This window comes from Kitasatospora sp. NPDC092286 (assembly GCF_044755565.1).
Classification (GTDB): Bacteria; Actinomycetota; Actinomycetes; order Streptomycetales; family Streptomycetaceae; genus Kitasatospora.
The window spans coordinates 15,986-39,872 of the sequence record NZ_JBIVRD010000011.1; the positions used below are offsets into that span (position 1 = coordinate 15,986).

Here is a 23,887-nt window from a genome sequence, read left to right on the forward strand (position 1 = left end):
TGGTCATAACGCTCAGGCCGTAGGACTCTTACAGTCTTACAAGTACCACCGACACTGGGCCCGGCCAGCGATGACGTCTCCTCGACCGGGCCGGCCCGGACCGGCCCGGACCGCTCAGTTCGCGTACCGCAGCGCCAGCACCCGCCGCCAGCGCGCCGTCAGCTCCTCGTACGCCCGCAGCGCCTCCGTCATGTCCCCCGCCCGCAGCGCGCGCAGCCCGCCCTCCAGCTCCCCCGCCGAACGGTCCGCCAGCAGCCGCTCGGGCCCCAGCAGATGCACCAGCCCCCCGTAGTCCAGCTCCACCAGCGAACGCGGATGGAACTCCTCCAGCCACCGGCCCACCTGTTCCGCCCCCCGCACCAGCTCCCCCTCCGGCACCGCCTCGCGCAGCGCCCGGTACGCCCGGGCCACCCGCCGGCGCGCCTGCGCCATCGGCGTCAGATAGAACAGTGTCGCCGCCCCCTCCTCTTCCTCCCCCTCCACGGCCGGAACGAAGCAGCGGTCCTCCTCCCCGAACGGCAGGAACCACCGCACCGGCACCTCCCACCGGCTGGTCAGGATCCACGGCCGGGCGTCCGGGTGCTCGGCCCGCCAGCGCTCCCGGTCCGCCTCCGCGGCCTCCCGGGTCGCCGGCGGCAGCGCGGTGTCCACCAGCGCCACCGGCGCCCCCGACCGCAGTTCCTCCAGCGCCTGCCAGCTGCGCAGCCTGGTCGCCCACGGGCAGACGTACAGCACCCCGTCCAGGGCCCGGACGAAGGCCCGCTCGCTCTCCCGCTCCGGCAGCGCCCGGGGCGTGCGGCCGACCAGCTCCGCCAGGGCCTCCCGCTGCTCCTCCAGCACCGCCGCCGCCACCGGCCGCTCCGCCGCCGCCGCGTCCGGGCCGTGCTCCGCCGCATAGACCTGCCAGCGTGTGCGGTCGGGCTCCGGGTAGGCGGCCAGCGGCTCGTAGACCCGCAGGTGGGCGGCGTAGGGCGGAAGTACGGAGGTGCGTACGACGGTCACGTTCTGCATCGTCGCACGCGCCACCCTCCGCCCGGGAGGGCGCGGGCCGGGAACCGTTCGCCGCCCCTCTCCCCATGCCCCCGTCTCACTCCTCGGACAACCTGGGCAAGCTCGGACAAGAGGGCGGATCGGCGGCGCCCCCACGACTACGCTTCGCCCTAGGCGCCCGCACCACAGCAGCGGGCCTCGGATACTGGAGTCACCACAGTGACCGACGTACAGACCGCATCCGCCACGTACCCCGCACCCGGCGTGCTCGGCAGGATCTTCCGTACCGAACAGGACGGCGTCCCCGGCGACGGCCACGAGCAGGTCGTTCTCTGCCACGACCGCAGCTCCGGCCTCAAGGCGATCATCGCGATCCACTCCACCGCGCTGGGCCCGGCCCTCGGCGGCACCCGCTTCTTCCCGTACGCCTCCGAGGAGGCGGCACTGGAGGACGCGCTGAACCTCTCGCGCGGCATGTCCTACAAGAACGCGCTCGCCGGGCTCGACCTCGGCGGCGGCAAGGCCGTCATCATCGGCGATCCCGGCAAGGACAAGAACGAGGCGATGCTCCGCGCCTACGGCCGCTTCGTGCAGTCGCTGCGCGGCCGCTACATCACCGCGTGCGACGTGGGCACCTACGTCCAGGACATGGACGTCATCGCGCGCGAGACCGAGTTCGTGACGGGCCGTTCCCCCGAGCACGGCGGCGCCGGCGACTCCTCCATCCTGACCGCCTTCGGCGTCTTCCAGGGCATGCGCGCCACCGCCCAGGCCCGCTGGGGCCAGCCGACGCTGCGCGGCAAGCGGGTCGGCGTCGCGGGCGTCGGCAAGGTCGGCCACTACCTGGTCGGCCACCTGGTCGCGGACGGCGCCACCGTCGTCATCACCGATGTCGCCGAGGCCGCCGTCAACCGCGTCCGCGCCGCCCACCCGGAGGTGGAGGTCGTCGCGGACACCGCCGCCCTGCTCCGGGCCAGCCTGGACGTCTACGCCCCCTGTGCCCTCGGCGGCGCGCTCACCGACGACACCGTGGCCGCCCTCGGCGAGCTCGGCACCGCGGTCGTCTGCGGCGCGGCCAACAACCAGCTGGCCCACCCCGGCGTCGAGAAGGACCTCGCCGACCGCGGCATCCTCTACGCCCCGGACTACCTGGTGAACTCCGGCGGCGTGATCCAGGTCGCCGACGAGATCGACGGCTTCAACTTCGAGCGGGCCAAGAACAAGGCCACCAAGATCTTCGACACCACTCTGGAGATCTTCACCCGGGCCACCGCCGACGGCGTCCCGCCGGCCGTCGCCGCCGACCGCCTGGCGGAGAAGCGGATGCGGGAGATCAGCGCGCTGCGCTCGGTCCTGCTGCCGGCTTCCCGCCGGGGCTGACGCCCGCTCACGTGACCCCGGTGCGCGGGGGACGGTCCCTTCCGTCCCCCGCGCATCACAATGTGGAACCGGATTCTCACTTCTGCGCCCGATCGGGTGATCCAACGCCCCCCTTGGGGGGATAATCGATCCGGGAACGACGGACCTGAGATACCTACGGACAGCGCGCAAAACGCCGCAATACCTCCCCTGACCTGGGACGACCTGGTCGCGGGTGCGGCAGGTGCGCGCCACGTCACACTGACGACGTACCGTCCAGCGGCAGAAACAGGTACCGTTAATGCTCCAAGGGACGGTTCTCCCCATTCGGGCAGGCCGCTCCTGATCATGAACACGTGTCAGACTCGGGGCCGTGAGCCCCATCGTTGAGGGGGTCGACCCATGGGGCGCGGCCGGGCCAAGGCCAAGCAGACGAAGGTCGCCCGCGAGCTGAAGTACAACAGCGGCGGGTTTGACGCCAATCGTCTGTCCAACGAGCTGGGCGTATCGCCCTCTACCGCTTCGATCGAGCCAGAGCCGATCGAAGAAGAAGAGGACGACGACCCCTACGCGGAATACGCGGCTCGCTACGCCGACGACGACGAGGACGACGACACCGAGTCGGGTACCGGGCCATCCCAGGCCCGCCGCCGCGCGTAGTCACAGTCTGGCCTGACCGGCCCTGGCGCTCAGAGCGCCGGGCCGGTTTTCGGCGTCCCCGCGGCCGTTCCGCGGGTTGTTCCGTGACCGTTCCGCCGGACCGTCGCACCGGGCGTCCCGGGCTCGCCGGTCCGGCGCCGGACCGGCGGTCCGCCCCCGACGGGAAGAGCCCCTCCGGTACCGGAGGGGCTCTTCGGGTATCCGGCGGCCTGCTCAGCCCGCCGTGAAGCCCTCGTACGCGTTGTAGAGCGCCGCGCCGCCCTCGTGCCCGTCCGCGCGCTCGACGATGTCACCGAGCAGCCAGGACTCGACGCCGCGGTCCTCCAGGACCGACAGCACGACGTCCACCGAGTGCGGCGGGACGACCGCGACCATGCCGACGCCCATGTTGAGCGTCTTCTCGATCTCCAGGGTGGCCACCTTGCCGACCTGGGCGACGGTCTGGAACACCGGCAGCGGGGTCCAGGTGCCGCGGTCCAGGCGGGCGTGCAGGCCCTCCGGGATGACCCGGGCCAGGTTGGCCGCCAGGCCGCCGCCGGTGACGTGCGAGAAGGCGTGGATCTCGGTGGCGCGGGTGAGCGCCAGGCAGTCCAGCGAGTAGATCCGGGTCGGCTCCAGCAGCTCCTCGCCGAGGGTGCGGCCGAACTCCTCGACCTTGCGGTCCAGCTTCCAGCCGGCCTCGTTCAGCAGCACGTGGCGGACCAGCGAGTAGCCGTTGGAGTGCAGGCCGGAGGCGGCCATCGCGATCACCACGTCGCCGGCCCGGACCCGGTCCGCGCCCAGCAGCGCGTCCGCCTCGACCACGCCGGTGCCCGCGCCCGCGACGTCGTACTCGTCCGGGCCGAGCAGACCCGGGTGCTCGGCGGTCTCCCCGCCGACCAGGGCGCAGCCGGCCAGCGCACAGCCCTCGGCGATGCCCTTGACGATCGCGGCGACCCGCTCGGGCACGACCTTGCCGACGCAGATGTAGTCGGTCATGAACAGCGGCTCGGCACCGCACACCACCAGGTCGTCGACGACCATGCCGACCAGGTCGTGGCCGATGGTGTCGTGCTTGTCCATGGCGGCGGCGATGGCGACCTTGGTCCCCACACCGTCGGTGGCCGAGGCCAGCAGCGGCCGCTCGTAGCGCTTGAAGGCGGACGCGTCGAAGAGCCCGGCGAAGCCGCCGAGGCCGCCGACCACCTCGGGGCGGCTCGCCTTCTTCACCCACTGCTTCATGAGCTCGACGGCGCGGTCGCCCGCCTCGATGTCGACGCCGGCGGCGGCGTAGGTGGCGCCGTTCTGGTTCGTGGTCACTGCGGTGCGGCCCTTTCGGGTCAGTGGGGGGATGGAACAGCGGTGGGGCCCCGGTTCCGGGACCCCACCATCGGGCTTGCTAGGGGCGGCGCAGGGCGTCGGCCGCGCCCGCTCCGCCGAGCAGGGACTGGACACCGTCCAGATCGCTGCCGGTCGGCTTGCCGCGGACCGCCGGCGGCTGCTGGCCGCCCTTGATCTCGGCCTCCAGCAGGAGTTTCCCGAGCAGCGCCGGGTCGGGCAGCTCCATCGGGTACTCGCCGTCGAAGCAGGCCCGGCAGAGCCGGTCCTTCGGCTGCTTGGTGGCTTCGATCATGCCGTCGATCGAGATGTAGGCGAGCGAGTCGGCGCCGAGCGTGCGGCCGATCTCCTCGACGGTCATCCCGTTGGCGATCAGCTCCGCGCGGGTGGCGAAGTCGATGCCGAAGAAGCACGGCCACTTCACCGGCGGCGAGGAGATCCGGATGTGCACCTCGGCCGCGCCGGCCTCGCGCAGCATCCGGACCAGCGCGCGCTGGGTGTTGCCGCGCACGATCGAGTCGTCGACCACGACCAGGCGCTTGCCCGCGATGACTTCCTTCAGCGGGTTGAGCTTGAGGCGGATGCCGAGCTGGCGGATGGTCTGGCTGGGCTGGATGAAGGTACGGCCCACATAGGCGTTCTTCACCAGGCCGGAGCCGTACGGGATGCCGCTGGCCTCGGCGTAGCCGATGGCGGCCGGAGTACCGGACTCCGGGGTCGCTATCACCAGGTCGGCCTCGACGGGCGCCTCGGCGGCCAGCTTGCGGCCCATCTCCACGCGGGAGAGGTGCACGTTGCGGCCGGCGATGGAGGTGTCGGGGCGGGCCAGGTAGACGTACTCGAAGACGCAGCCCTTGGGCTTGGCCTCGGCGAAGCGGGAGGTCCGCATGCCGTTCTCGTCGATGGCGATCAGCTCGCCGGGCTCGACCTCGCGGATGAAGGAGGCGCCGCAGATGTCGAGCGCCGCCGTCTCGGAGGCGACCACCCAGCCGCGCTCCAGCCGGCCGAGGACCAGCGGGCGGATGCCCTGCGGGTCGCGGGCGGCGTAGAGCGTGTGCTCGTCCATGAAGACGAGCGAGAACGCGCCCTTGACCTTGGGCAGGACGAGCTTGGCCGTCTCCTCTATGGAGAGGTCCGGGTGGCCGGCGAGCAGCGCGGTCACCAGGTCGGTGTCGTTGGTCGCGGCGGCCCGGCCCGAGCGGGAGACGTGCTCCTCACCGGGCAGTTCGGCGACCATGGCCGCCAGTTCGGCGGTGTTCACCAGGTTTCCGTTGTGCCCGAGGGCCAGCGAACCGTGAACGGTCGCCCGGAAGGTCGGCTGGGCGTTCTCCCAGACCGAGGAACCGGTGGTCGAGTAGCGGGCGTGTCCGACGGCGATATGCCCGTGCAACGACCCCAGGGAGGCCTCGTCGAAGACCTGGGAAACGAGCCCCATGTCCTTGAAGACGAGAATCTGGGAGCCGTTGCTCACTGCGATGCCCGCGGATTCCTGACCGCGGTGCTGCAGGGCGTAAAGGCCGAAGAACGTGAGCTTGGCGACCTCCTCGCCGGGAGCCCAGACACCGAAGACGCCGCAAGCGTCCTGGGGGCCTTTCTCACCGGGAAGAAGATCGTGGTTGAGTCTTCCGTCACCACGTGGCACGCCTTCGAGTCTAGGGCAGTTGGCGCGGGCTTCCGGAACCAGGGAGGCGCGGATTGTTGGCCGAACGTTCAGTAACGCGCGTAGACGAAACCCCTTACCCAACGCGTAATTGAGGGTCCGGGAATTCGCCGAGGGGCCGCTTGGCCTTGCGGTTCGCGCCCGTTGGGGCATTCCGTGCACGGACCGCCCGGTGGCGGGCGGCGGCGAACGTGAGCCTGCTCACCCGGGACGCCGGGGCACCCGGTGCGCACCGCTCGCGGGGGGCGCCGGGCTCACGGCCCCCGGCGCCCGCACCGCTCACGGGTGCCCGCCCCGCTCACACGGCCGGCAGCAGCAGGCCCCAGGCGCCCGGGTGGACCGTCCAGGTGCGGGTCCGGACCGGGCCGACCGGGTGGCCGTCCGCCTCGTAGCCGAAGCCCCGTCCGGCCACCGAGACGGTCGCCGCCCGGGTGCGCACCAGTGCGCCCGGCGCACGGACCACGACCTCCATCACGCCCGCGCCGGCCGCCTCGCCGCCCGGCAGGGTCACCTGGACCAGCCGGACCGGCCGGTGGACGTCCGCGAGCAGCCGTCCGTCCGCCTCGACCCGGATCCGGGAGCTGTGGTCGTTCTTGCCGTTCTCGGAGGTGAGTGGACTCGCCTGCTCGGCCGCAGCCAGTTTCGCCCATAGCGAACGCCAACCACCCGTACGGCCGACCATTCGACGCACCCCGCTCCCGGAGATCCGGACCCCGCCGAGCGCGACCCCGCCACCGTCGTCCACCAGCAGGTCAAGCTTGCGCGGCGCGCCCGAGAGCACCGCCCGCGCGGCCGGGACCGGCGCACCCGGCACGCCGAGCGCGCGGGCCGCCGTCAGCTCGTTCGCCCGCCCGACCGGGACCATGCCCACCGGGTCCGTCCCCAGCTCACGCTGGCGGTAGAGGGCCTGGAGCACCCGTTGCAGCGCAAGGTCGGATCCGATCACCACCGGTCGGCGGCGACCCCGGTGCGAAAGCACCCGGTCGAGCTCGGACGGGCTCTCCGGATAGGCCACCTTGACGTCCGCACCTCCGCAGAGGACGTCCTTCGCGATCCGCACCGACTCGCCGTCGGACTGCCGGGCCGCCGGGTCGAGGAGCAGCAGGAGCGGCTCGGGGCCGCCGGTTGCAGGCGTGGACAGGGACGACACGACCGGTCCTTCCTCAGGTAATCTCTCGGTGCAAGAGCCCCTTGCGCTATTGCGCCAGGGGCTTCGTCTATCTCGGGGCAGACTGCGGCCTACGCAGGATGCCCCAACCGGAAGGGGTGTACGCCTGTGCCGGCACTCGTGCTCGTTGGCGCTCAGTGGGGAGACGAGGGCAAGGGGAAGGCGACCGACCTCCTCGGTGGCTCCGTCGACTACGTCGTTCGCTACCAGGGCGGCAACAACGCCGGTCACACGGTGGTCATCGGCGATCAGAAGTATGCCCTGCACCTCCTGCCTTCCGGCATCCTCAGCCCGAATGTGACGCCGGTGATCGGTAACGGCGTCGTCATCGACCCGGGCGTGCTGCTCTCCGAACTCAAGGGTCTCGACGAGCGCGGCATCGACACCTCCAAGCTGCTGATCTCGGGCAACGCCCACCTGATCACGCCGTACCACCGCACCCTGGACAAGGTCACCGAGCGCTTCCTCGGCAAGCGCCGGATCGGCACCACCGGCCGCGGCATCGGCCCGTCCTACGCGGACAAGATCAACCGCGTCGGCATCCGGGTCCAGGACCTCTTCGACGAGTCGATCCTGCAGCAGAAGATCGAAGCCGCGCTGCACGACAAGAACCAGCTGCTGGTCAAGCTCTACAACCGCCGCGCCATCCCGGCCGAGCTGGTGCTGGAGGAGTACCTCGGCTACGCGGACAAGATCAAGCCGTTCCTCGCCGACACCACCCTGGTCCTGGACGAGGCGCTGAAGGCGAACAAGGTCGTCCTGCTGGAGGGCGGCCAGGGCACCCTGCTGGACGTCGACCACGGCACGTACCCCTTCGTCACCTCGTCGAACCCGACCGCGGGCGGCGCCTGCACCGGCGCCGGCATCGGCCCGACCAAGATCGACCGGGTCATCGGCATCCTGAAGGCGTACACCACCCGCGTCGGCTCGGGCCCGTTCCCGACCGAGCTGCTGGACGCCGACGGCGAGGCGCTGCGCCGGATCGGCGGCGAGCGCGGTGTGACCACCGGCCGTGACCGCCGCTGCGGCTGGTTCGACGCGGTCATCGCGCGCTACGCGACCCGGGTCAACGGCCTGACCGACTTCTTCCTCACCAAGCTCGACGTGCTGACCGGCTGGGAGCAGATCCCGGTCTGCGTCGCGTACGAGATCGACGGCCGCCGCGTCGAGGAGCTCCCGTACAACCAGTCGGACTTCCACCACGCCAAGCCGATCTACGAGACGCTGCCGGGCTGGACCGAGGACATCAGCAAGGCGAAGACCTTCGCCGACCTGCCGAAGAACGCCCAGGCGTACGTGAAGGCGCTGGAGGAGATGTCCGGCGCTCCGATCTCGGCCATCGGCGTCGGCCCGGGCCGGACCGAGACGATCGAGATCAACTCGTTCATCTAGGCCTGCCTTCGGTCGTGTGAAGGGCCCTGCGGGATGCGTCCCGCAGGGCCCTTCCGCATCCCCTCCCGCCTGTTGCGCAATTTTGCACTAGTCCAATATTCCATTGCATCTAGTGCAGAGTGGCGCTACCTTGCGGCCATGACCGCGAAGCTGCCCGCGCCCGTCACCCTGACCGGCCGCCATGTCCGTCTGGAGCCCCTGGGGCGCCACCACCTGCCCGAGCTGTTCGCCGGTGTGGGCGCGGACCCGGAGGTCTGGCGGTGGATCCCGTTCAGCGCCCCGACGACGGAGGAGGAGCTGGGCGCGATCCTCGACATCCGGCTCGCCGAGGTGGCCGCCGGGCGGGCGGTGAAGTTCGCCGTCATCGACCTCCCGTCCGGCCGCGCCGTCGGCATCACCGGGTACTACGCCTTCAGCGCCGTCGACGAGCTGGTCGAGATCGGCGGCACCTGGCACGCCCGGTCGGTCTGGCGGACGGCGGTGAACACGGAGTCCAAGCTGCTGCTGCTCACCCACGCCTTCGAGGAACTGGGCATGGGCCGGGTGTTCTGGAAGACGGACGCGCTCAACGAGCGCTCCCGCAGCGCGATCCTGCGGCTGGGGGCCGCCTTCGAGGGCGTCCACCGCCGTGAACGGCGGCGGCCGGACGGGAGTTGGCGCGACAGCGCCTACTACTCGCTGCTGGCCGAGGAGTGGCCGGCGGCGAAGTCACGGCTGGTCGAACGGCTCGCCCGCGGCTGAGCGCCGACCAGCCAGGTCGGCCAGCCGGTGACGACCCGCCCGTTCACCGGACGCCGGCTGCGGCGGCGGCCCAAATCGCCTTGCTGTACTGCCCGATGGGCTCGACATCCCACTCCTCGGCGAGCACGTCGACGATGCCCAGGCCCCGGCCACTGGCCCCCCGTGGGCCGCCTTCGTCCTCGGCGTCCAGGTCGGCGAGTTCGACCACTTCCGCGCCTGGACAAGCCTCCCCCGGTGGCCCCTTGCTCACCGCAAGGGCCACCGGTCGGCACCTGAAGCCCTGAGGGAACTGCGCTGGTCGAACTGGTCAGCGAGGAAGGCGGGATGGCCGTGGTGCACCCGCTGTTCGAGCCGGACGGGCCGCGTCGGACCGTCCCCTCGGACAAGCTCGTGCGCCGGAGCGGCGACAGCGGCCACTGTGGCTGAGGCGTGGGAACCCAGGGCCGGCCGGCGAACTCCCGCGCCGGAAAAGGTCAGGCCCGCGCGGTTCAGCAGAACTCGGAGCCACTGCCGACCCGCCTGCCTGCCTGCGGGGAGGACACGGGCTGAGCCGCCGAAGCGCTTCGCGGGTGGTCCGGCCCGGAAAATGGGGAGGAGGGGAACGGGCCGGTTTCGGTACGATCGGGCCGCCCACAGTGGAACGTCGCTCTGTGCGGCGGCCCGGGAGCCGGCCACGCGTCGGGTTCCCGTCGCGGCCCCCAGAGCCTGCGCCCGTCATGGCACTCCGGGTGGGGTGCGTGCGGGAGAAATCGGAGCATCCGAGGATGGCTCGGCACCTGATCACCAGCGCCCTTCCGTACATCAACGGGATCAAGCACCTGGGCAACATGGTCGGGTCGATGCTCCCGGCGGACGTCTACGCACGCTATCTGCGTCAGCGGGGCCACGAGGTGCTGTACATCTGCGCGACCGACGAGCACGGGACGCCGGCCGAGCTGGCCGCCCAGGACGCGGGCCTGCCGGTCGCGGAGTTCTGCGCGCGGGCGCACGACCGGCAGAAGGCGGTGTACGACGGCTTCCGGCTGTCCTTCGACTTCTTCGGCCGCAGCTCCTCCCCGCAGAACCGGGAGATCACCCAGGAGATCGCCCGCGAGCTGCACGCCAACGGCTTCATCGAGGAGCGGGCGATCCGGCAGGTGTACTCGATCGCCGACGGGCGGTTCCTGCCGGACCGGTACATCGTCGGTACCTGCCCGCACTGCGGCTACGACAAGGCCCGCGGCGACCAGTGCGAGAACTGCACCCGTGTCCTCGACCCCACGGACCTGCTGGAGCCGCGCTCCGCGATCAGCGGCAGCTCGGACCTGGAGGTCCGCGAGACCAGGCACCTCTTCCTGCTCCAGTCGAAGCTGACCGACGAGGTCGAGGCGTGGATCGCGGCCAACGGCGACGGCTGGCCCGTGCTCGCCTCCTCGATCGCCCGCAAGTGGCTGACCGAGGGCCTCCAGGACCGCTCGATCACCCGTGACCTGGAGTGGGGCGTCCCGGTGCCCGCCGACACCTGGCCGGAGCTGGCGGCCGAGGGCAAGGTCTTCTACGTCTGGTTCGACGCCCCGGTCGAGTACATCGGCGCCACCAGGGAGTGGGCGGACGCGGCCCCGGCCGGCGAGGTCCGGGACTGGCGGTCCTGGTGGTACGAGGCCGACGGAACCGTCCGGTACACGGAGTTCATGGCGAAGGACAACGTCCCGTTCCACACGGTGATGTTCCCGGCGACCCTCCTGGGCTCCCGGCAGCCGTGGAAGAAGGTCGACTACGTCAAGGCCTTCAACTGGCTCACCTACTACGGGGGCAAGTTCTCGACCAGCCAGCAGCGGGGCATCTTCACCGACGTCGCCCTGGAGCTGCTGCCGGCCGACTACTGGCGCTACTTCCTGATGGCGCACGCACCGGAGTCGGACGATTCCAGCTTCACCTGGGACCTCTTCGCCTCGGTGGTGAACAAGGACCTGGCCGACACCCTCGGCAACTTCGTCAACCGCGTGCTGTCGTTCAGCCGCAAGCGGTTCGGCGACGCGGTCCCGGGCGGCCACGGACCGGGCAGCCACGAGCCGGGCGAGGCCGAGCAGCGGCTGGGCGCGCAGATCGCCGGGCTGCTGGCCGACTACGAGGGCGATCTGGAGGCGCTGAACTTCCGCAAGGCCGCGCGGAGTCTGCGCGCGCTGTGGAGCGCGGGCAACGCCTACCTGGACGAGAAGGCGCCCTGGCTCCAGGCGAAGACCGACCCGGAGGCCGCCGCGCTGACCCTGCGCACGGCGATGAACCTGATCCACCTCTACGCGGTGGTCTCCGAGCCGTTCATCCCGACCGCGGCGGCGGCCATGCGGCAGTCGTTCGCGCTCGCCGAGGACGCCCCGGCCCGTACCGCGGCCTGGGTGAGCGCCGAGCAGGCCCGGGCGCTGGACTTCCTGCCGGCCGGCACCGCCTTCACCGTCCCGCCGGTGCTCTTCGCCAAGATCACGGACGAGGACCTGGCCGCCTGGACCACCCGGTTCGGCGGCGAGTAGCGCACCGGCCCGGGAGAAGGTCAGACGGAGGCCTCCCCGGGGACCGTCTCGGCGGCGACCCAGCCCAGGTAGGCCGGGCCGCCGCCGACCACCGGCACGACGATGATCTCGGGGACGTCGTAGTCGTGGTGCTCGGCGACGAACGCGGTGAGGCGGTCGGCGAGGTCGGCGCGGGTCTTGAGGTCGACCCGCCACTCGGGGCTCTCCCGGACGGTGCCCTCCCACCGGTAGAGCGACTGGATCGGGTGGATCTGGGCGCAGGCGGCCAGGCGCTCGCGCACGACGGCGGCGGCGAGGGCGCGGGCCTGGTCCTCGGTCTCGGTGCTGGTGGTCACCACGACGACGGCGTGGTCGGTAGCTGCCATGGGGTGGACAGTACCGCCGCCGCGCCGGGTGCGGCGGCCTCACCCCGACGCCCTCCGGCGGTGTCTGACGGGTCATTCGCCCTGGCGCGCCCGCCGCCTCGACCGGCCCACCGGCCGGCCGGCCCCGCGGTCTTCACCCGTTCGTGGAATCGTCCCGCCCGGCCGGCATCCGCGACACTGGCATCGGCGAGACGGGCCCCGCCCGACGAACGCGAGGAGGTCACGATGGACGCCGAGGACGAGCCGCTGGCCGAGTGGTACGCCGCACGGTCGAAGCGACGGCGGACGCCCGGGACAAGGGACGCCATCACGCTGGCCGACGGACCGCCGCGCGGGGCGCACGTGTTCGCGGACGAGCCGCGGCTGGTGGTCGAGTGGGACGGCTTCGCGTGGCAGCCGGTCGCCGTGGCGGAGAACTACGGGGAGGCGTACCCGCTGATCGCCAGGGTCGACCGGGCGGAGGCCTTCCCGCAGGCGGACACGCCCGTGCCGCTGCTGCGGAAGGGGACCGGGCGGCACCGCCGGGCGTGACAGGGCGCGCGGAAGTGCGTCTCCCCCGCCGCCGACTGCCCTTCCGGCCCCGGAAACCGGTTCCGCCCCGCCGCTGAACTCCGTTGCGGGAGCGGCCCGGACGCTGCACGATCTCGCCATGGAAACCTTCACCGCGCCGGACGGCACCCGGCTGGCCTACCACGTCATCGGCAAGGGCGAGCCGCTGCTCGTGCTCCCGGGCGGGGCGATGCGCGACTCCGCGTACCTGGGGGACCTCGGCGGGCTCTCGGCGCACCGCGCGCTGCACATGCTCGATCTGCGCGGCACGGGGCGGTCGGAGACCCCGGCTGACACGTCCTCGTACCGGTGCGACCGGCAGGTGGCGGACGTGGAGGCGCTCCGCGCGCACCTCGGCCTGGAGCGCGCGGACGTGCTCGGCCACTCGGCGGGAGCGATCCTGGCCACCCTGTACGCGCTCCGCCACCCGGACCGCACCGGGAAGCTGGCGCTGGTGACGCCGAGCCTGCGGGCGTTCGGGTTCGACACCACCGAGGAGGACTACCGGTCGGCCACGGCCGCCCGCGGCGTCGAGGGCGAACCGTGGTTCCCGGCGGCCTGGGCCGCCCTCGAAGCCGCGTTCGCCGGGACGGCCACCGAGGCCGACGAGGCCACCCTGTCGCCCCTGTACTACGGCCGTTGGGACGCCACCGCGCAGGCCCACGCCGCCGTCGCCCCCGGCCAGCTCCACCCCGAGGCCGCGCGGATCTACTACAGCGGCGGCTGCCGACCGGACGAGATCCGGGCGGCCGCCGCCGGGGTGGCGTCGCCCGTCCTCGTCCTGGCCGGCGAGTTCGACGCCGTCCCGCGCCCGGACGCCGCCAAGGAGGCCGCCGCGCTCTTCCCGAACGGCGAGACCGCCGTCCTGCCCGCCGGCGGGCACTACCCGTGGCTGGACGACGCCGACGCGTTCGTCCGCACGCTGGCGGGGTTCCTCGACCGGCCTCTCGACCGGCCTTAGGAAGACGCCCGGGCGGTGAACACGGTGGTGGCGGTGAGGAAGAAGACGTCCGGGCGGTGCAGGAGACCGGTCGGTGCGTCGGTGTCCACCAGGGCCTCCAGCGCGGCCCGGTCCCCGGCGTCCAGGTACTCACCGAACCGGTCGCGCAGGCGGGTCACATGGGCCTGCAGGTGCTCGCGGGCCAACGGGGCGAGCGGGGCCGGCCAGTCGGTGAGGAAGGTCCGCGTGCCGCTGAGGGTGAGACCGGCCCGGGTGAGCATGGCCGGCCAGTCCTCCACCTCCTCGGTCGCATCCGGCAGGTCTGCGCGCATGTCGGCGAAGCCACCCTCCCAGGCGGCGTCCAGGCGGGCCTGCAGGCCGGGGCGGCCCAGGCCGATGTCGCGGGGCAGGAAGCGCGGCGGCAGGCCGCGTTCGGCGATGGCCAGCAGGCCGCCGGGCCGCAGCGAGGCGGCCAGGGCGGTCAACGCCGCCTGCTGGTCGCCGAGATGGTGGACGGCGTTGGCGGACCAGATCAGATCGGCGGTACCGAGCGTGCCGAAGTCGCCCGGCAGGTCGGCCCGGTGGGTGGTGATCCGGCCGGCGGACCGGGCCTGGGCCCGGGCCAGCAGGGCGGGCGCCTGGTCGACGGCGACCACCTCGGCGTCCGGGAAGGTGTCGGCGAGCAGACCGGTGACCACGCCCGGGCCGCTGCCGACGTCCAGGACCCGCCCGACGCCGGCCGGCCCGCCGTCCGTGCTCAGCAGCTCGCGCAGCCAGTGCGCGGCCCGGGTGATGGCGGGGGCGCTCAGCTCGGCCTCGCGCTCCAGGTGGTCGCCGAGGGCACCCCAGTCGTAGTCGTGGCCGTGGTTGTGCTCGTGGCTGTGGCTGTGGTCCTGCTTGTGGTTGTGGCCGTGCATCGTGCGCTCCGATCGGGAGGGGCGGTTCTCTCGGGGACTTCAGACGGTGACTGCGGTGGCTGCCGCACGGTGGGCCTCGACGGCCTGCCGGACGTCCTCCTCCACCAGGTCGTGATTGATCGCGAACGCCGCCGCCGAGCCCTGCCCGGCCGCGGTGACGACCTGCGCGCGCGGATCGGCGACATTGCCCACCGCCCAGACCCCGGGCACGCTGGTGCCGCCGAAGCGGTCGGTGGTGACCCAGCCGTTCCCGTCGCGGGCACAGCCCAGGCCGAACAGCAGGGCGTCCCGCGGGACCATCCGCGGGAAGACGAACACCGCCTCGCGGGGCACGACCCGGCCGCCCGCCAGCTCCACCCCGCGCAGCCGGTCGCCGTCCACCACCAGCCACTTGACCGCGCCCTCGACGACCCGGACACCGCGGGCGGCGAGCTGTTCCCGCTCGCCGTCCGCCAGGTCCATGGTGTGCGGGAAGAACACGAGGTCGTCCGACCACTGGCGCAGCAGCAGGGCGTGGTTCACCGCGCCCGGGTGGGTGCCGAGCACGCCGAGCGGCCGGTCGCGGACCTCGTAGGCGTGGCAGTAGGGGCAGTGCAGCACGTCCCGGCCCCAGCGTTCGGCGAGGCCCGGGATCTCGGGCAGCCCGTCCCGCAGACCGGTGGCGACGACCACCCGGCGCGCGTGGAGCACCGGGCCGCCGGCCAGGTGGACCAGGAAGCCGGGGTCGATGTGGTCCACCCGGGCGTCGATCAGGTCGACGCCGTACCCGGCCACCTCCTCCCGGCCCACCGCCAGCAGGGCGGCCGGGGGCATGCCGTCGCGGGAGAGGAAGCCCCGCATCTCCTCGGCGGGGGCGTTGCGCGGCTGTCCGGCGTCCACCACGGCCACCCGGCGGCGGGCCCGGGCCAGGACCAGTGCGGCGTTCAGCCCGGCGGCGCCCGCGCCGACCACGACCACGTCGTACACGTCGGACCCGCCGGCCCCGGGGCCTGCCATCACATTCTTGTCGCTCACGGCGATCACCTCCGTCGCCAGGCTGCGACCGGCGCCACCGTTGCGGCAAGCTTTGTTGCCGTTTCCGCGAAAGCGCGTGCGGTGAGCACGGGGCCCGCCGCCCGGACGAACCCCCTCCCCCCGCCGGAGGGACCACCGCCCGGATCATCCGCCCTCGACCGGGGCGTCAACTTCGTCGACACCGCCGACATGTACTCGGCCGGCGAGTCCGAGGAGATCGTCGGCAAGGCGCTGGAGAGCCGGGGCGACCGCGACGACGTCGCGCTCGCCGCCAAGGTGCACTTCCCGATGGGCGGGGGCCGCAACCGGGGCGGCAACTCACGGCGTTGGATCGTCCGGGCGGTGGAGCAGAGCCTGCGGCGGCTGCGTACCGACCGGATCCACCGGCCCGACCACACCACCGACATCGAGGAGACCCTCGCCGTCCTCGGTGACCTCGTCCGCGCGGGCAAGATCCGCGCCTTCGGCTGCTCGACATTCCCCGCCGAGCAGCTCGTGGAGGCCCACCACGTCGCCGAGCGCACTCGGCCGCACCCTGCCCGAACTGGCCCTCGCCTTCCCCCCGGCGCACCCGGCCGTCACCTCGGTGATCATCGGCCCGCGCACCATGGAGCGGCTCCAGGACGCCCTGAAGGGCGCGGACCTCGCCCTGGACGACGCCGCCCTCGACCGCATCGACGGGATCGTCCCGCCCGGCACCAACCTCTACCACCCCGACGGCGCCTGGCCCCCCGGCCCTCACCGACCCCGCCCTCCGCCGCCGCCCCCTCCCCGACCGGGCGGCGGGGTAGGACGGCGCCGAAGGCTTCCGTCACCCGGCCGGGAATTCGCGGCTACCGCCGGAGCAGGTCGACCACCCCGGTCAGGTCCTCCTTCCCGCCGCCCTCCGCGAGACGCCGCTTCATCAGATCGAAGTACGGGGCGATCAGTTCGGTGCTGACCCCCTGCTCCTCGGCGGTGCGCAGGAAGGTCGGCGTGCCCGCGACCTGCATGGCGAGGCTGGAGACCACGCCCCTGGTGTAGTCGCCGCTCTCCAGCTGCTCGGCGGTCCTCGCCACGGACCCGGCCATCGCGTTGATCCAGGCGGACAGCAGCGGGGCGAAGCCGCCCGGCGCGACGGACTCCCCGCGGATCAGCGCGAAGGCGTGCGCGACCCCGGCGAACATCCCGTACATGGCGCTGAGCAGTGCCACGTCGTGCAGCGCCGCGAACCCGGCGTCCTCGCCGACGTAGGTGGTCCCGGCCGGGACGGCGAGGACGGCCCGGTGCTCCTCGAACAGTTCGCGCGAGCCGCTGTAGAGGACGTACGGGCCGGCCTCCGGGACGCCGATCATCGGCGGGACGGCCATCACCCCGCCGTCCAGGTACCGGGCGCCGCGCTCGCGGGCCCACTCGGCGCGGGCACGGGCCTGGCCGGGCGTGCCGGTGACGAGGTTGACCAGGTCCTTGCCGGTCAGGTCGACACCGTCCAGCGACGCGTCGACCGAGGCGTCGTCCAGCAGGCAGACGACCACCAGCCGGTTGACGGCGACCGCCTCGGCGGGGCCGGCGGCGACGGTCGCGCCCCCGGCGGCGAACGGTTCGGCCCGGGCGGCGGTGCGGTTCCAGACGGTGAGCGGGTGACCCGCGGCGAGCCAGGTACGGGCGAGCGCGCCGCCCATCGCGCCGAGGCCGAGCAGGGTGACGGGGGTCTTCGCAAGCGTGCCCGTGGTGTCAACGGTGTTGTGTGCCATGGCATTCAGCCTCGGCGCGGGCCCGCTGGTGATCAAGTACGCACTTCGAAGTGGGTGGTTACCCTGAGGTGAGCGAAGAGGTCGGAAAGGTGGGGGCATGGCGACCGTACCCAGGCCGGGCGCGTACGTCTGCGGGATCGACGCCGCGATGGACGTGATCGGCGGCAAGTGGAAGGTGCTGATCCTCTGGGCCCTGGACGAGCGCCCGAGCTGCCGCTTCGGCGAGCTGCGCCGTCTGGTGCCGGGCATCACCGAGAAGGTGCTGGCCGCCCATCTGCGCGAGCTGGAGGCGGACGGCATCGTGCACCGCGAGTCCTATGACGAGGTGCCGCCGCGGGTCGAGTACTCGCTGACGGCGGCGGGGGCCCGGCTCAACGCGGCGCTGGCCCCGTTGGGCGCCTGGGGGCGCGAGCACGTCCTGGGCGGCGGCCCGCACCCGGTGCGGCGCCTCCCGGAGGAGGCTCAGGCGATCGCGGCCGACACGATCGCCGCCACCGCGATGTTGCAGCTGGCCGAGACCCAGACCGCCGGGTGCGGCTCGGGCTCGACCAGGATGGCGCCGAGCCTGCCCGGCGTCAGGAGGTCCACCGCCCAGAACGCGACCGCCATCAGCACCAGGCCGAGCAGGCCGTAGCAGGCCGTCGAGAGCAGGCCCTTGCCGAAGTCCTCGTAGGTGTACATGATCGCGGTGAAGACGATGCCGCCGATCCCGAGCAGCGCGGAGCTGAGCAGCACGGCGGCGTTGCGGTTGCGCTCGACCCAGATCTGGTGGCCGAGCCGGCCGGGCGTGAGCACGTCCACCAGGCCGACGCCGAGGAGCAGCAGCACCACGCCGACGCCGCCGAAAGCGGCCGCCGCACCGAGGCCGTGCAGGATGTCGTTCATGGCTGGTCCCCCGGGTCGCCGACGGTGTCCGATGGTCAAGGACCGGCAAAAGATAACCCATCGGACCGGGTCGGGGCCGGGAAACCCGGAGCGTTCCCGCGCCCCTCCGCCGGCACCGGCCTCAGTCGTCCTCCGCCACCAGGTGGTCGAGGCAGGCGGCGATCGCCAGCAGCAGGCCGGTGTCGGCGCCGTCGGCGATCTCCACGCCGTAGGTGTCCCGGACCCGGAACCACTTCCGGGAGATCCGGGCCAGGTCGTCACCATGGCCGTTCTCGATCCGGTAGTCCTTGTCGATCAGGTTCCCGTGGATCCTCAGCTCACCGCCGCCGGCCAGCTCCACCAGGTACTTGTCGCGGAACGGGGTGAACAGCTTCTCCCGGACGGTGGCGACCACCTCACCGTCGGCGTTCTCGATCCTCATCGCGTCCCGGACGGTGAACGCCTTCTCCTTCAGGACCGCGACCACCCGGCCGTGCGCGTCCTTCAGCTCGAAGGTGTGGTGCAGCCGCAGCACCTTGCCGTCCACCAGGTACGCCTTGTGCCCGTGGTCGTCCTCGATCCAGTAGTCGTCGCCGACCGCGAACAGCTTCTCCCTGACCAGGTACCGCATCCCGCCTCCTCCGTCCGGACGCCCCCAGCGGACGCCCGCACCATTCGACCCGATCCGCCCACCCCCCGAAAAGCACCGCCGCGCACGTGTGTTGAATGCCCCCATGCGCCCCGACACCACCGTGACCCTCCACGGCGACCGCCTCGACCTCGTCCCGGTCGGACCCGAACACGCCGAGGAGATGGCCGCTGCTCTCGCCGACCCCGCCCTGCACGTCTTCACCGGCGGCGAACCCGCCACCGCCGACGCTCTGCGCACCCGCTACGCCCGGCTCGCCGCCGGCTCCCCCGACCCCGCCGAGGCCTGGGGCAACTGGGCCCTGCGACTACGCGCCGACGGCCGGCTGACCGGCTACGTCCAGGCCACCATCGGCCCGGACGCCACCGAGATCGCCTGGGTGCTCGGCACCCCCTGGCAGGGCCGCGGCCTCGCCACCGAGGCCGCCCGCACCCTGCTCGCCCACCTCACCGCGACCGGCACCACCACCGTCCTCGCCCACATCCACCCCGACCACCACGCCTCCGCCGCCATCGCCCGCGCCCTCGGCCTCACCCCCACCGAGGTGTGGCAGGACGGTGAACTCCGCTGGCGGCTGGAATGCCCGCCGACCGGGTGAGGTTTGATTGGGGCATGGCTTCTCGTGCACGGGTACGCGCCCCCGAACTGGTCGGCGACGGCGGATGGCTCAACACCGGCGGCAGGGATCTGACCCTTGCCGACTTCCGGGGCAAGATCACCATCCTGGACTTCTGGACGTTCTGCTGCGTCAACTGCCTGCACGTCCTGGACGAGCTGCGCGAGCTGGAGGAGAAGCACCGCGACACCGTGGTGATCGTCGGGGTGCACTCGCCCAAGTTCGTGCACGAGGCCGACCACCAGGCGGTCGTGGACGCCGTCGCGCGGTACGAGGTGCACCACCCGGTGCTGGACGACCCGGCGCTCGCCACCTGGAAGCAGTACGCGGTGCGGGCCTGGCCGACGCTGGTGGTGATCGACCCCGAGGGGTACGTGGTGGCCCAGCACGCCGGTGAGGGGCACGCGCACGCGATCGCCCGGCTGGTCGAGGAGCTGGAGGCCGAGCACACGGCCAAGGGCACCCTGCGGCGCGGCGACGGCCCGTACGTGGCGCCCGAGCCGACCGCCGGGGACCTCGCGTTCCCCGGCAAGGCCGTCCGGCTGCCGAACGGCCACTTCCTGGTCGCCGACTCCGGCCACCACTCGCTGGTCGAGCTGGCCGGGGACGGCGAGCGCGTCGTCCGCCGGATCGGTGACGGGCAGCGCGGCCTGGTCGACGGCGCCGCCCCCCGGTTCAGCGAGCCGCAGGGCCTGGTGCTGCTCCCCGAGGGGCCCGTCCGGGACGCGCTGGGCTGCGACGTGGTGGTGGCCGACACCGTCAACCACGCGCTGCGCGGCGTGCGGCTGGCCGACGGCGGCGTCACCACCCTGGCCGGCACCGGCCGGCAGTGGTGGCAGGGTTCCGCCACCGAGGGCCCGGCCCGCGAGGTGGACCTCTCCTCGCCGTGGGACGTGGCCTGGTTCGACGGCCGGGTCTGGATCGCCATGGCCGGTGTCCACCAGCTCTGGGCCTACGACCCGGCCACCGGCACCGTCGGCGTCGCGGCCGGCACCACCAACGAGGGCCTGGTGGACGGGCCGGTCGCCGAGGCCTGGTTCGCCCAGCCGTCCGGCCTCGCCGTCTCGGCGGACGGCGAGCGGCTCTGGGTCGCCGACTCCGAGACCTCCGCGCTGCGGTCGGTTTCACGTGAAACAAAGACCGTCCACACCGCCGTCGGCACCGGCCTGTTCGACTTCGGCCACCGGGACGGCGCGGCCGATCAGGCGCTGCTCCAGCACCCGCTGGGCGTCACCGTGCTGCCCGACGGGTCGGTGGCGGTCAGCGACACCTACAACCACGCGCTGCGCCGCTTCGACCCGGCGCGCGGCGAGGTCACCACGCTCGCCACCGACCTGCGCGAGCCGTCCGGGGCGGTACTGGTGGACGGCGACATCGTCGTCGTCGAGTCCGCCCGGCACCGGCTGACCAGGCTGCGGCTGCCCGAGGAGGCCGTCCGGGTCGAGTCGGTCGCGCACCGCACCCAGCGGGCGGCCACCGAGGTCGCGCCGGGCGCGTTCCGGCTGGACGTGGTCTTCTCGGCGCCGAGCGGCCAGAAGCTGGACGAGCGCTACGGCCCGTCCACCCGGCTGCTGGTCAGCTCGACCCCGCCCGAGCTGCTGGTCTCCGGCGCGGGGGCCGACTCGGCGCTCTCCCGCGAGCTGGTGCTCTCCGACGCGGTGGCCGAGGGCGTGCTGCACGTGTCGGCGATGGCCGCCTCCTGCGACGACGACCCGGAGATCGAGTACCCGGCCTGCCACGTCCACCAGCAGGACTGGGGCGTGCCGGTGAAGCTCGCCGCCGACGGCGCACGCCGGCTGCCGCTCGTCCTGGCCGGGATGGAGTAGGCCCGTACCCGCGCGAACGCGAAGGGGCCCGGCAGCACGCCGGGCCCCTTCGCCGTACCGGGGGCCTCAGCCCTCCAGGAAGGCCTTGATCGCGCTGGCCAGCAGGTACGGGTCCTCCGCGCCGCACAGCTCACGCGCCGAGTGCATGGAGAGCGCCGCGATGCCGCAGTCCACCGTGCTGATGCCGAGCCGAGCCGCCGTGATCGGGCCGATGGTCGTACCGCAGGGCATGGCGTTGTTGGAGACGAAGGTCTGCCACGGCACGCTGGCCTTCTCACAGGCCGCCGCGAACACCGCCCGGCCGATGCCGTCGGTCGCGTAGCGGTTGTTGACGTTGACCTTCAGGATCGGCCCGCCGTTGGGCATCGGGTGGTGCCCCGGCTCGTGCCGCTCGCTGTAGTTCGGGTGGACGGCGTGGCCCATGTCGGAGGAGAGGCAGACCGTGCCCGCCAGCGCCCGGGCGCGGTCCTCGGGGCTGCCGCCGCGCGCGTAGACGCTGCGCTCCAGCACATTGCCGAGCAGCGGGCTCTGCGCGCCGGTGTCCGACTCGCTGCCGGTCTCCTCGTGGTCGAAGGCGGCCAGCACCGGGATGTACGGCAGGTCGGCGCCCGCGACGGCGGCCAGCGCGGCGGTCGCGGCGTGCACCGAGAGCAGGTTGTCCAGCCGCGGGCCGGCCAGCAGTTCGCGGTCCCGGCCCAGATAGGAGGCGGGCTGGACGTCGTGCGTCATGAGGTCCCAGCCGGCCACCTCGGACGCCTCGACGCCCGCCCGCTGCGCGACGTACTCGATCAGCGAGCCCTCGTCGACCGGGCCGAGGCCCCAGATCGGGGTGAGGTGGCGCTGCTTGTCGAGCTTCATGCCCTCGTTGACCTGGCGGTCCAGGTGGATCGCCAGCTGTGGCACGCGCAGCAGCGGCTCGTCCAGCTGCACCAGCCGGGAGCTGCCGTCGCGCAGCGCGAGCCGGCCGGAGAGGCCGAGGTCGCGGTCGAGCCAGGTGTTCAGCGGCACGCCGCCGTAGATCTCCACCGCGACCTGCCGCCAGCCCGCCGAACCGGTGTCCGGCACCGGCTTGACCCGCAGGTTCGGCGAGTCGGTGTGCGTGCCGACCACCCGGAAGGGCGTCTCGGGGCCCGCGCCCTGCGGCACGTACCAGGCGATCAGCGCGCCGCCGCGGATGACGTAGCGTCCCCCGGCCGTCGCGTCCCAGGCGTCGGTCTCGGCGACCTGCCGGAAGCCCGCCTTCTCCAGCCGCTCGGCGGCGCTCGCGACCGCGTGATAGGGCGACGGTGACGTGCCGAGGAAGGCGATCAGATCATCGGTGTGCGTCCGGTCGAAGAAAGCCTGGCGGGCGGCGGTCGACATGCTGCTCCTGAGTCGAGGGAGGGCCGAAGCCGGATGGGGGATCGGCTTCGCACCTTGAGCATATGCCCGTACACGGACATGACACTCGGAACGTCCCAACGGATGCAGAACGCAGACACAACCGTGAAGTGGCCGCCTCAGGACCCCCGGCACCCAGGGGTTTCGACTGATCGCGGACGGTCATCCCCGGCGCGCCGGGAGTCGGCCGGAACTCTTCTGAACTTCCCTCCCGAACCACCGAGTTGAAGCAATGATGGGACCGGTACGCACCGGCGGCAGGCCGGCCCGCACACGACCAGGAGGCCGCACACCGTGACCAGGAACCCGTCCGTGACGCACCGCGCGCTCGCCGCACTCGCCGGCTGCGCCGCACTCGCCGCAGTGGTCACCGGCTGCGGTTCCGGCGACGCCGACCGCACCGCCGCGCCCCCGCTCGGGCCCGTTCCGGTGATCACCGAACCGGGTCAGATCACCCTGCCCATCGACGCCTACGAACTGACCGATGCCCAGCGCCTGCAGCTCGCCCGGGCCGTGGACGCCGCCGTCGACCAGTGCATGCGCGGCTACGGACTGCGCGGCCGGAGCAACACCCCGACGGCGGTCACGGTCACCGGCCTGCCCGACCCCGGCCCGCGGGCGCGGGACGGTCTCTACGGCTTCTTCAACCCGGCGACGGGCGGCCGGAACGGCTACGAGTCGCGCACCCACACCGAGCCGCTCATGCCGGACGACGACACCCCGGCGACCGAGGCCGAGGAGCTGGCGCTGACCGGCGCCGTACGCGGCGGCCGGCCGGAGAACGCGCACGTCTCGAACAAGGCCGTCCCGGCCGGCGGCTGTCGCGAAGAGGGACGGGCCGCGGTCGACGCCGACGACCTGCTGCGCGGATCCCGCCTCCCGGACGGCGGCCCCCAGGTGCCGTCGAACGACCCGCGGATCACCGAGGCGCATGCCACCTGGTCCACCTGCATGCAGGGCAAGGGGTACAGCTACGCGGACCCGTTCGCCGCGATGACCGATCCGAAGTGGCGAGCGGGAAACCCCACGGTCGACACCCCGATCGGCCCCGACGAGATCGCCACCGCCACCGCCGACCTGGAGTGCAAGCTCACCGGCAACACGGTCGGAGTGGTCACGGCCGTCCAGGCCGCCTACGACCGGCGGTACATCGACTCCCACGCCCAGCAACTCGCCGCCCGGGCGCAGAGGCTGGACGAGGCACTGCGCAAGGCCGCCCGACTGGCGGGCGGCTCCTGAA

22 protein-coding genes and 2 pseudogenes are annotated in these 23,887 nt (G+C 72.8%); 12 read left to right on the forward strand and 12 right to left on the reverse strand.

Going from position 1 to position 23,887, the window contains the following annotated elements:
• Positions 1–114: 114 nt before the first annotated feature.
• Positions 115–1,011 carry a hypothetical protein gene (locus tag ACIQIB_RS13335; protein WP_363605444.1) on the reverse strand — a complete coding sequence of 299 codons (897 nt, stop codon included), beginning with the start codon at positions 1,009–1,011 and terminating at the stop codon, positions 115–117.
• A gap of 198 nt (positions 1,012–1,209) precedes the next feature.
• Here ACIQIB_RS13335 and ACIQIB_RS13340 point away from each other — a divergent pair, with 198 nt between their 5' ends.
• Together ACIQIB_RS13340 and ACIQIB_RS13345 are read left to right on the forward strand one after the other, a co-directional pair.
• Positions 1,210–2,370 (forward strand): Glu/Leu/Phe/Val dehydrogenase dimerization domain-containing protein, encoded by a 1,161-nt coding sequence (locus ACIQIB_RS13340; protein ID WP_400657256.1) that lies wholly within the window; start codon positions 1,210–1,212, stop codon positions 2,368–2,370.
• A 381-nt stretch (positions 2,371–2,751) separates the two neighbouring features.
• Positions 2,752–3,009, forward strand: a complete 258-nt coding sequence (locus ACIQIB_RS13345) for a DUF3073 domain-containing protein (RefSeq protein WP_363605442.1) — start codon at positions 2,752–2,754, stop codon at positions 3,007–3,009.
• Between the two features lie 213 nt (positions 3,010–3,222).
• Here the strand turns inward: ACIQIB_RS13345 and purM are convergent, their stop codons facing one another.
• The 3 genes from purM to ACIQIB_RS13360 all read right to left on the reverse strand — a co-directional run bounded on the left by purM (position 3,223) and on the right by ACIQIB_RS13360 (position 7,136).
• Positions 3,223–4,308, reverse strand: coding sequence for a phosphoribosylformylglycinamidine cyclo-ligase (gene purM, locus ACIQIB_RS13350; RefSeq protein WP_363605440.1), 1,086 nt, complete (start codon positions 4,306–4,308; stop codon positions 3,223–3,225).
• A gap of 79 nt (positions 4,309–4,387) precedes the next feature.
• Complete coding sequence (purF, locus tag ACIQIB_RS13355) at positions 4,388–5,968, reverse strand: amidophosphoribosyltransferase (RefSeq protein WP_363605438.1); 1,581 nt, start codon at positions 5,966–5,968, stop codon at positions 4,388–4,390.
• 316 nt (positions 5,969–6,284) lie between these two features.
• On the reverse strand, positions 6,285–7,136 hold the full coding sequence (locus ACIQIB_RS13360) for a diacylglycerol kinase family protein (protein ID WP_400757908.1): 852 nt from the start codon (positions 7,134–7,136) through the stop codon (positions 6,285–6,287).
• Positions 7,137–7,262: 126 nt separating this feature from the next.
• Here ACIQIB_RS13360 and ACIQIB_RS13365 point away from each other — a divergent pair, with 126 nt between their 5' ends.
• Positions 7,263–8,546 (forward strand): adenylosuccinate synthase, encoded by a 1,284-nt coding sequence (locus ACIQIB_RS13365; protein WP_363605435.1) that lies wholly within the window; start codon positions 7,263–7,265, stop codon positions 8,544–8,546.
• A 138-nt stretch (positions 8,547–8,684) separates the two neighbouring features.
• Entirely contained in the window at positions 8,685–9,287 is a 603-nt protein-coding gene (locus ACIQIB_RS13370; RefSeq protein ID WP_400757910.1) for a GNAT family N-acetyltransferase, read from the forward strand.
• Positions 9,288–9,330: 43 nt separating this feature from the next.
• Here the strand turns inward: ACIQIB_RS13370 and ACIQIB_RS13375 are convergent, their stop codons facing one another.
• The gene (locus tag ACIQIB_RS13375) at positions 9,331–9,495 is read right to left on the reverse strand and encodes a hypothetical protein (RefSeq protein WP_400757912.1); all 165 of its coding nucleotides are present in this window, start codon (positions 9,493–9,495) and stop codon (positions 9,331–9,333) included.
• A 556-nt stretch (positions 9,496–10,051) separates the two neighbouring features.
• Between ACIQIB_RS13375 and metG the strand changes: the two genes are divergently transcribed.
• Positions 10,052–11,794, forward strand: coding sequence for a methionine--tRNA ligase (gene metG / locus ACIQIB_RS13380; protein WP_400757914.1), 1,743 nt, complete (start codon positions 10,052–10,054; stop codon positions 11,792–11,794).
• Between the two features lie 20 nt (positions 11,795–11,814).
• Here the strand turns inward: metG and cutA are convergent, their stop codons facing one another.
• Positions 11,815–12,159: a divalent-cation tolerance protein CutA gene (cutA, locus tag ACIQIB_RS13385; protein WP_363605359.1), complete on the reverse strand. Its 345-nt coding sequence runs from the start codon at positions 12,157–12,159 to the stop codon at positions 11,815–11,817.
• 225 nt (positions 12,160–12,384) lie between these two features.
• On the opposite strand from cutA, the gene ACIQIB_RS13390 reads away from it, so the two are divergent.
• Together ACIQIB_RS13390 and ACIQIB_RS13395 are read left to right on the forward strand one after the other, a co-directional pair.
• Positions 12,385–12,690 carry a DUF6087 family protein gene (locus tag ACIQIB_RS13390; protein ID WP_363605357.1) on the forward strand — a complete coding sequence of 102 codons (306 nt, stop codon included), beginning with the start codon at positions 12,385–12,387 and terminating at the stop codon, positions 12,688–12,690.
• A gap of 118 nt (positions 12,691–12,808) precedes the next feature.
• Positions 12,809–13,669 carry an alpha/beta fold hydrolase gene (locus ACIQIB_RS13395; protein WP_400657268.1) on the forward strand — a complete coding sequence of 287 codons (861 nt, stop codon included), beginning with the start codon at positions 12,809–12,811 and terminating at the stop codon, positions 13,667–13,669.
• Here the strand turns inward: ACIQIB_RS13395 and ACIQIB_RS13400 are convergent.
• Both ACIQIB_RS13400 and ACIQIB_RS13405 read right to left on the reverse strand, forming a co-directional pair.
• A complete protein-coding gene (locus ACIQIB_RS13400; RefSeq protein ID WP_363605354.1) occupies positions 13,666–14,565 on the reverse strand; it encodes a methyltransferase domain-containing protein in 900 nt (299 codons plus the stop codon). The two genes, ACIQIB_RS13395 and ACIQIB_RS13400, sit on opposite strands and share 4 nt — an antisense overlap.
• A gap of 39 nt (positions 14,566–14,604) precedes the next feature.
• Positions 14,605–15,561, reverse strand: coding sequence for an NAD(P)/FAD-dependent oxidoreductase (locus ACIQIB_RS13405; protein WP_400758099.1), 957 nt, complete (start codon positions 15,559–15,561; stop codon positions 14,605–14,607).
• A 165-nt stretch (positions 15,562–15,726) separates the two neighbouring features.
• Here ACIQIB_RS13405 and ACIQIB_RS13410 point away from each other — a divergent pair.
• Positions 15,727–16,370 (forward strand): annotated as a pseudogene (locus ACIQIB_RS13410) (aldo/keto reductase); the annotation flags it as partial.
• 42 nt (positions 16,371–16,412) lie between these two features.
• On the opposite strand, the gene ACIQIB_RS13415 reads toward ACIQIB_RS13410, so the two are convergent.
• On the reverse strand, positions 16,413–17,312 hold the full coding sequence (locus ACIQIB_RS13415) for an NAD(P)-dependent oxidoreductase (protein WP_400757916.1): 900 nt from the start codon (positions 17,310–17,312) through the stop codon (positions 16,413–16,415).
• A 148-nt stretch (positions 17,313–17,460) separates the two neighbouring features.
• Here ACIQIB_RS13415 and ACIQIB_RS13420 point away from each other — a divergent pair.
• Positions 17,461–17,667 (forward strand): annotated as a pseudogene (locus tag ACIQIB_RS13420) (winged helix-turn-helix transcriptional regulator); the annotation flags it as partial.
• Between the two features lie 107 nt (positions 17,668–17,774).
• Here the strand turns inward: ACIQIB_RS13420 and ACIQIB_RS13425 are convergent.
• Positions 17,775–18,197, reverse strand: a complete 423-nt coding sequence (locus ACIQIB_RS13425; protein WP_363605349.1) for a DUF350 domain-containing protein — start codon at positions 18,195–18,197, stop codon at positions 17,775–17,777.
• Positions 18,198–18,318: 121 nt separating this feature from the next.
• On the reverse strand, positions 18,319–18,807 hold the full coding sequence (locus tag ACIQIB_RS13430) for an LURP-one-related family protein (protein ID WP_363605348.1): 489 nt from the start codon (positions 18,805–18,807) through the stop codon (positions 18,319–18,321).
• 103 nt (positions 18,808–18,910) lie between these two features.
• Between ACIQIB_RS13430 and ACIQIB_RS13435 the strand changes: the two genes are divergently transcribed.
• Together ACIQIB_RS13435 and ACIQIB_RS13440 are read left to right on the forward strand one after the other, a co-directional pair.
• Positions 18,911–19,423, forward strand: a complete 513-nt coding sequence (locus tag ACIQIB_RS13435) for a GNAT family N-acetyltransferase (RefSeq protein WP_363605347.1) — start codon at positions 18,911–18,913, stop codon at positions 19,421–19,423.
• Between the two features lie 14 nt (positions 19,424–19,437).
• Positions 19,438–21,267 (forward strand): NHL domain-containing thioredoxin family protein, encoded by a 1,830-nt coding sequence (locus tag ACIQIB_RS13440; RefSeq protein ID WP_363605346.1) that lies wholly within the window; start codon positions 19,438–19,440, stop codon positions 21,265–21,267.
• 66 nt (positions 21,268–21,333) lie between these two features.
• Here ACIQIB_RS13440 and ACIQIB_RS13445 read toward each other — a convergent pair whose 3' ends face one another.
• Positions 21,334–22,629, reverse strand: a complete 1,296-nt coding sequence (locus ACIQIB_RS13445; protein WP_400757918.1) for a M18 family aminopeptidase — start codon at positions 22,627–22,629, stop codon at positions 21,334–21,336.
• 312 nt (positions 22,630–22,941) lie between these two features.
• Here ACIQIB_RS13445 and ACIQIB_RS13450 point away from each other — a divergent pair, with 312 nt between their 5' ends.
• Positions 22,942–23,886, forward strand: coding sequence for a hypothetical protein (locus ACIQIB_RS13450; RefSeq protein ID WP_363605343.1), 945 nt, complete (start codon positions 22,942–22,944; stop codon positions 23,884–23,886).
• Position 23,887: the final 1 nt, after the last annotated feature.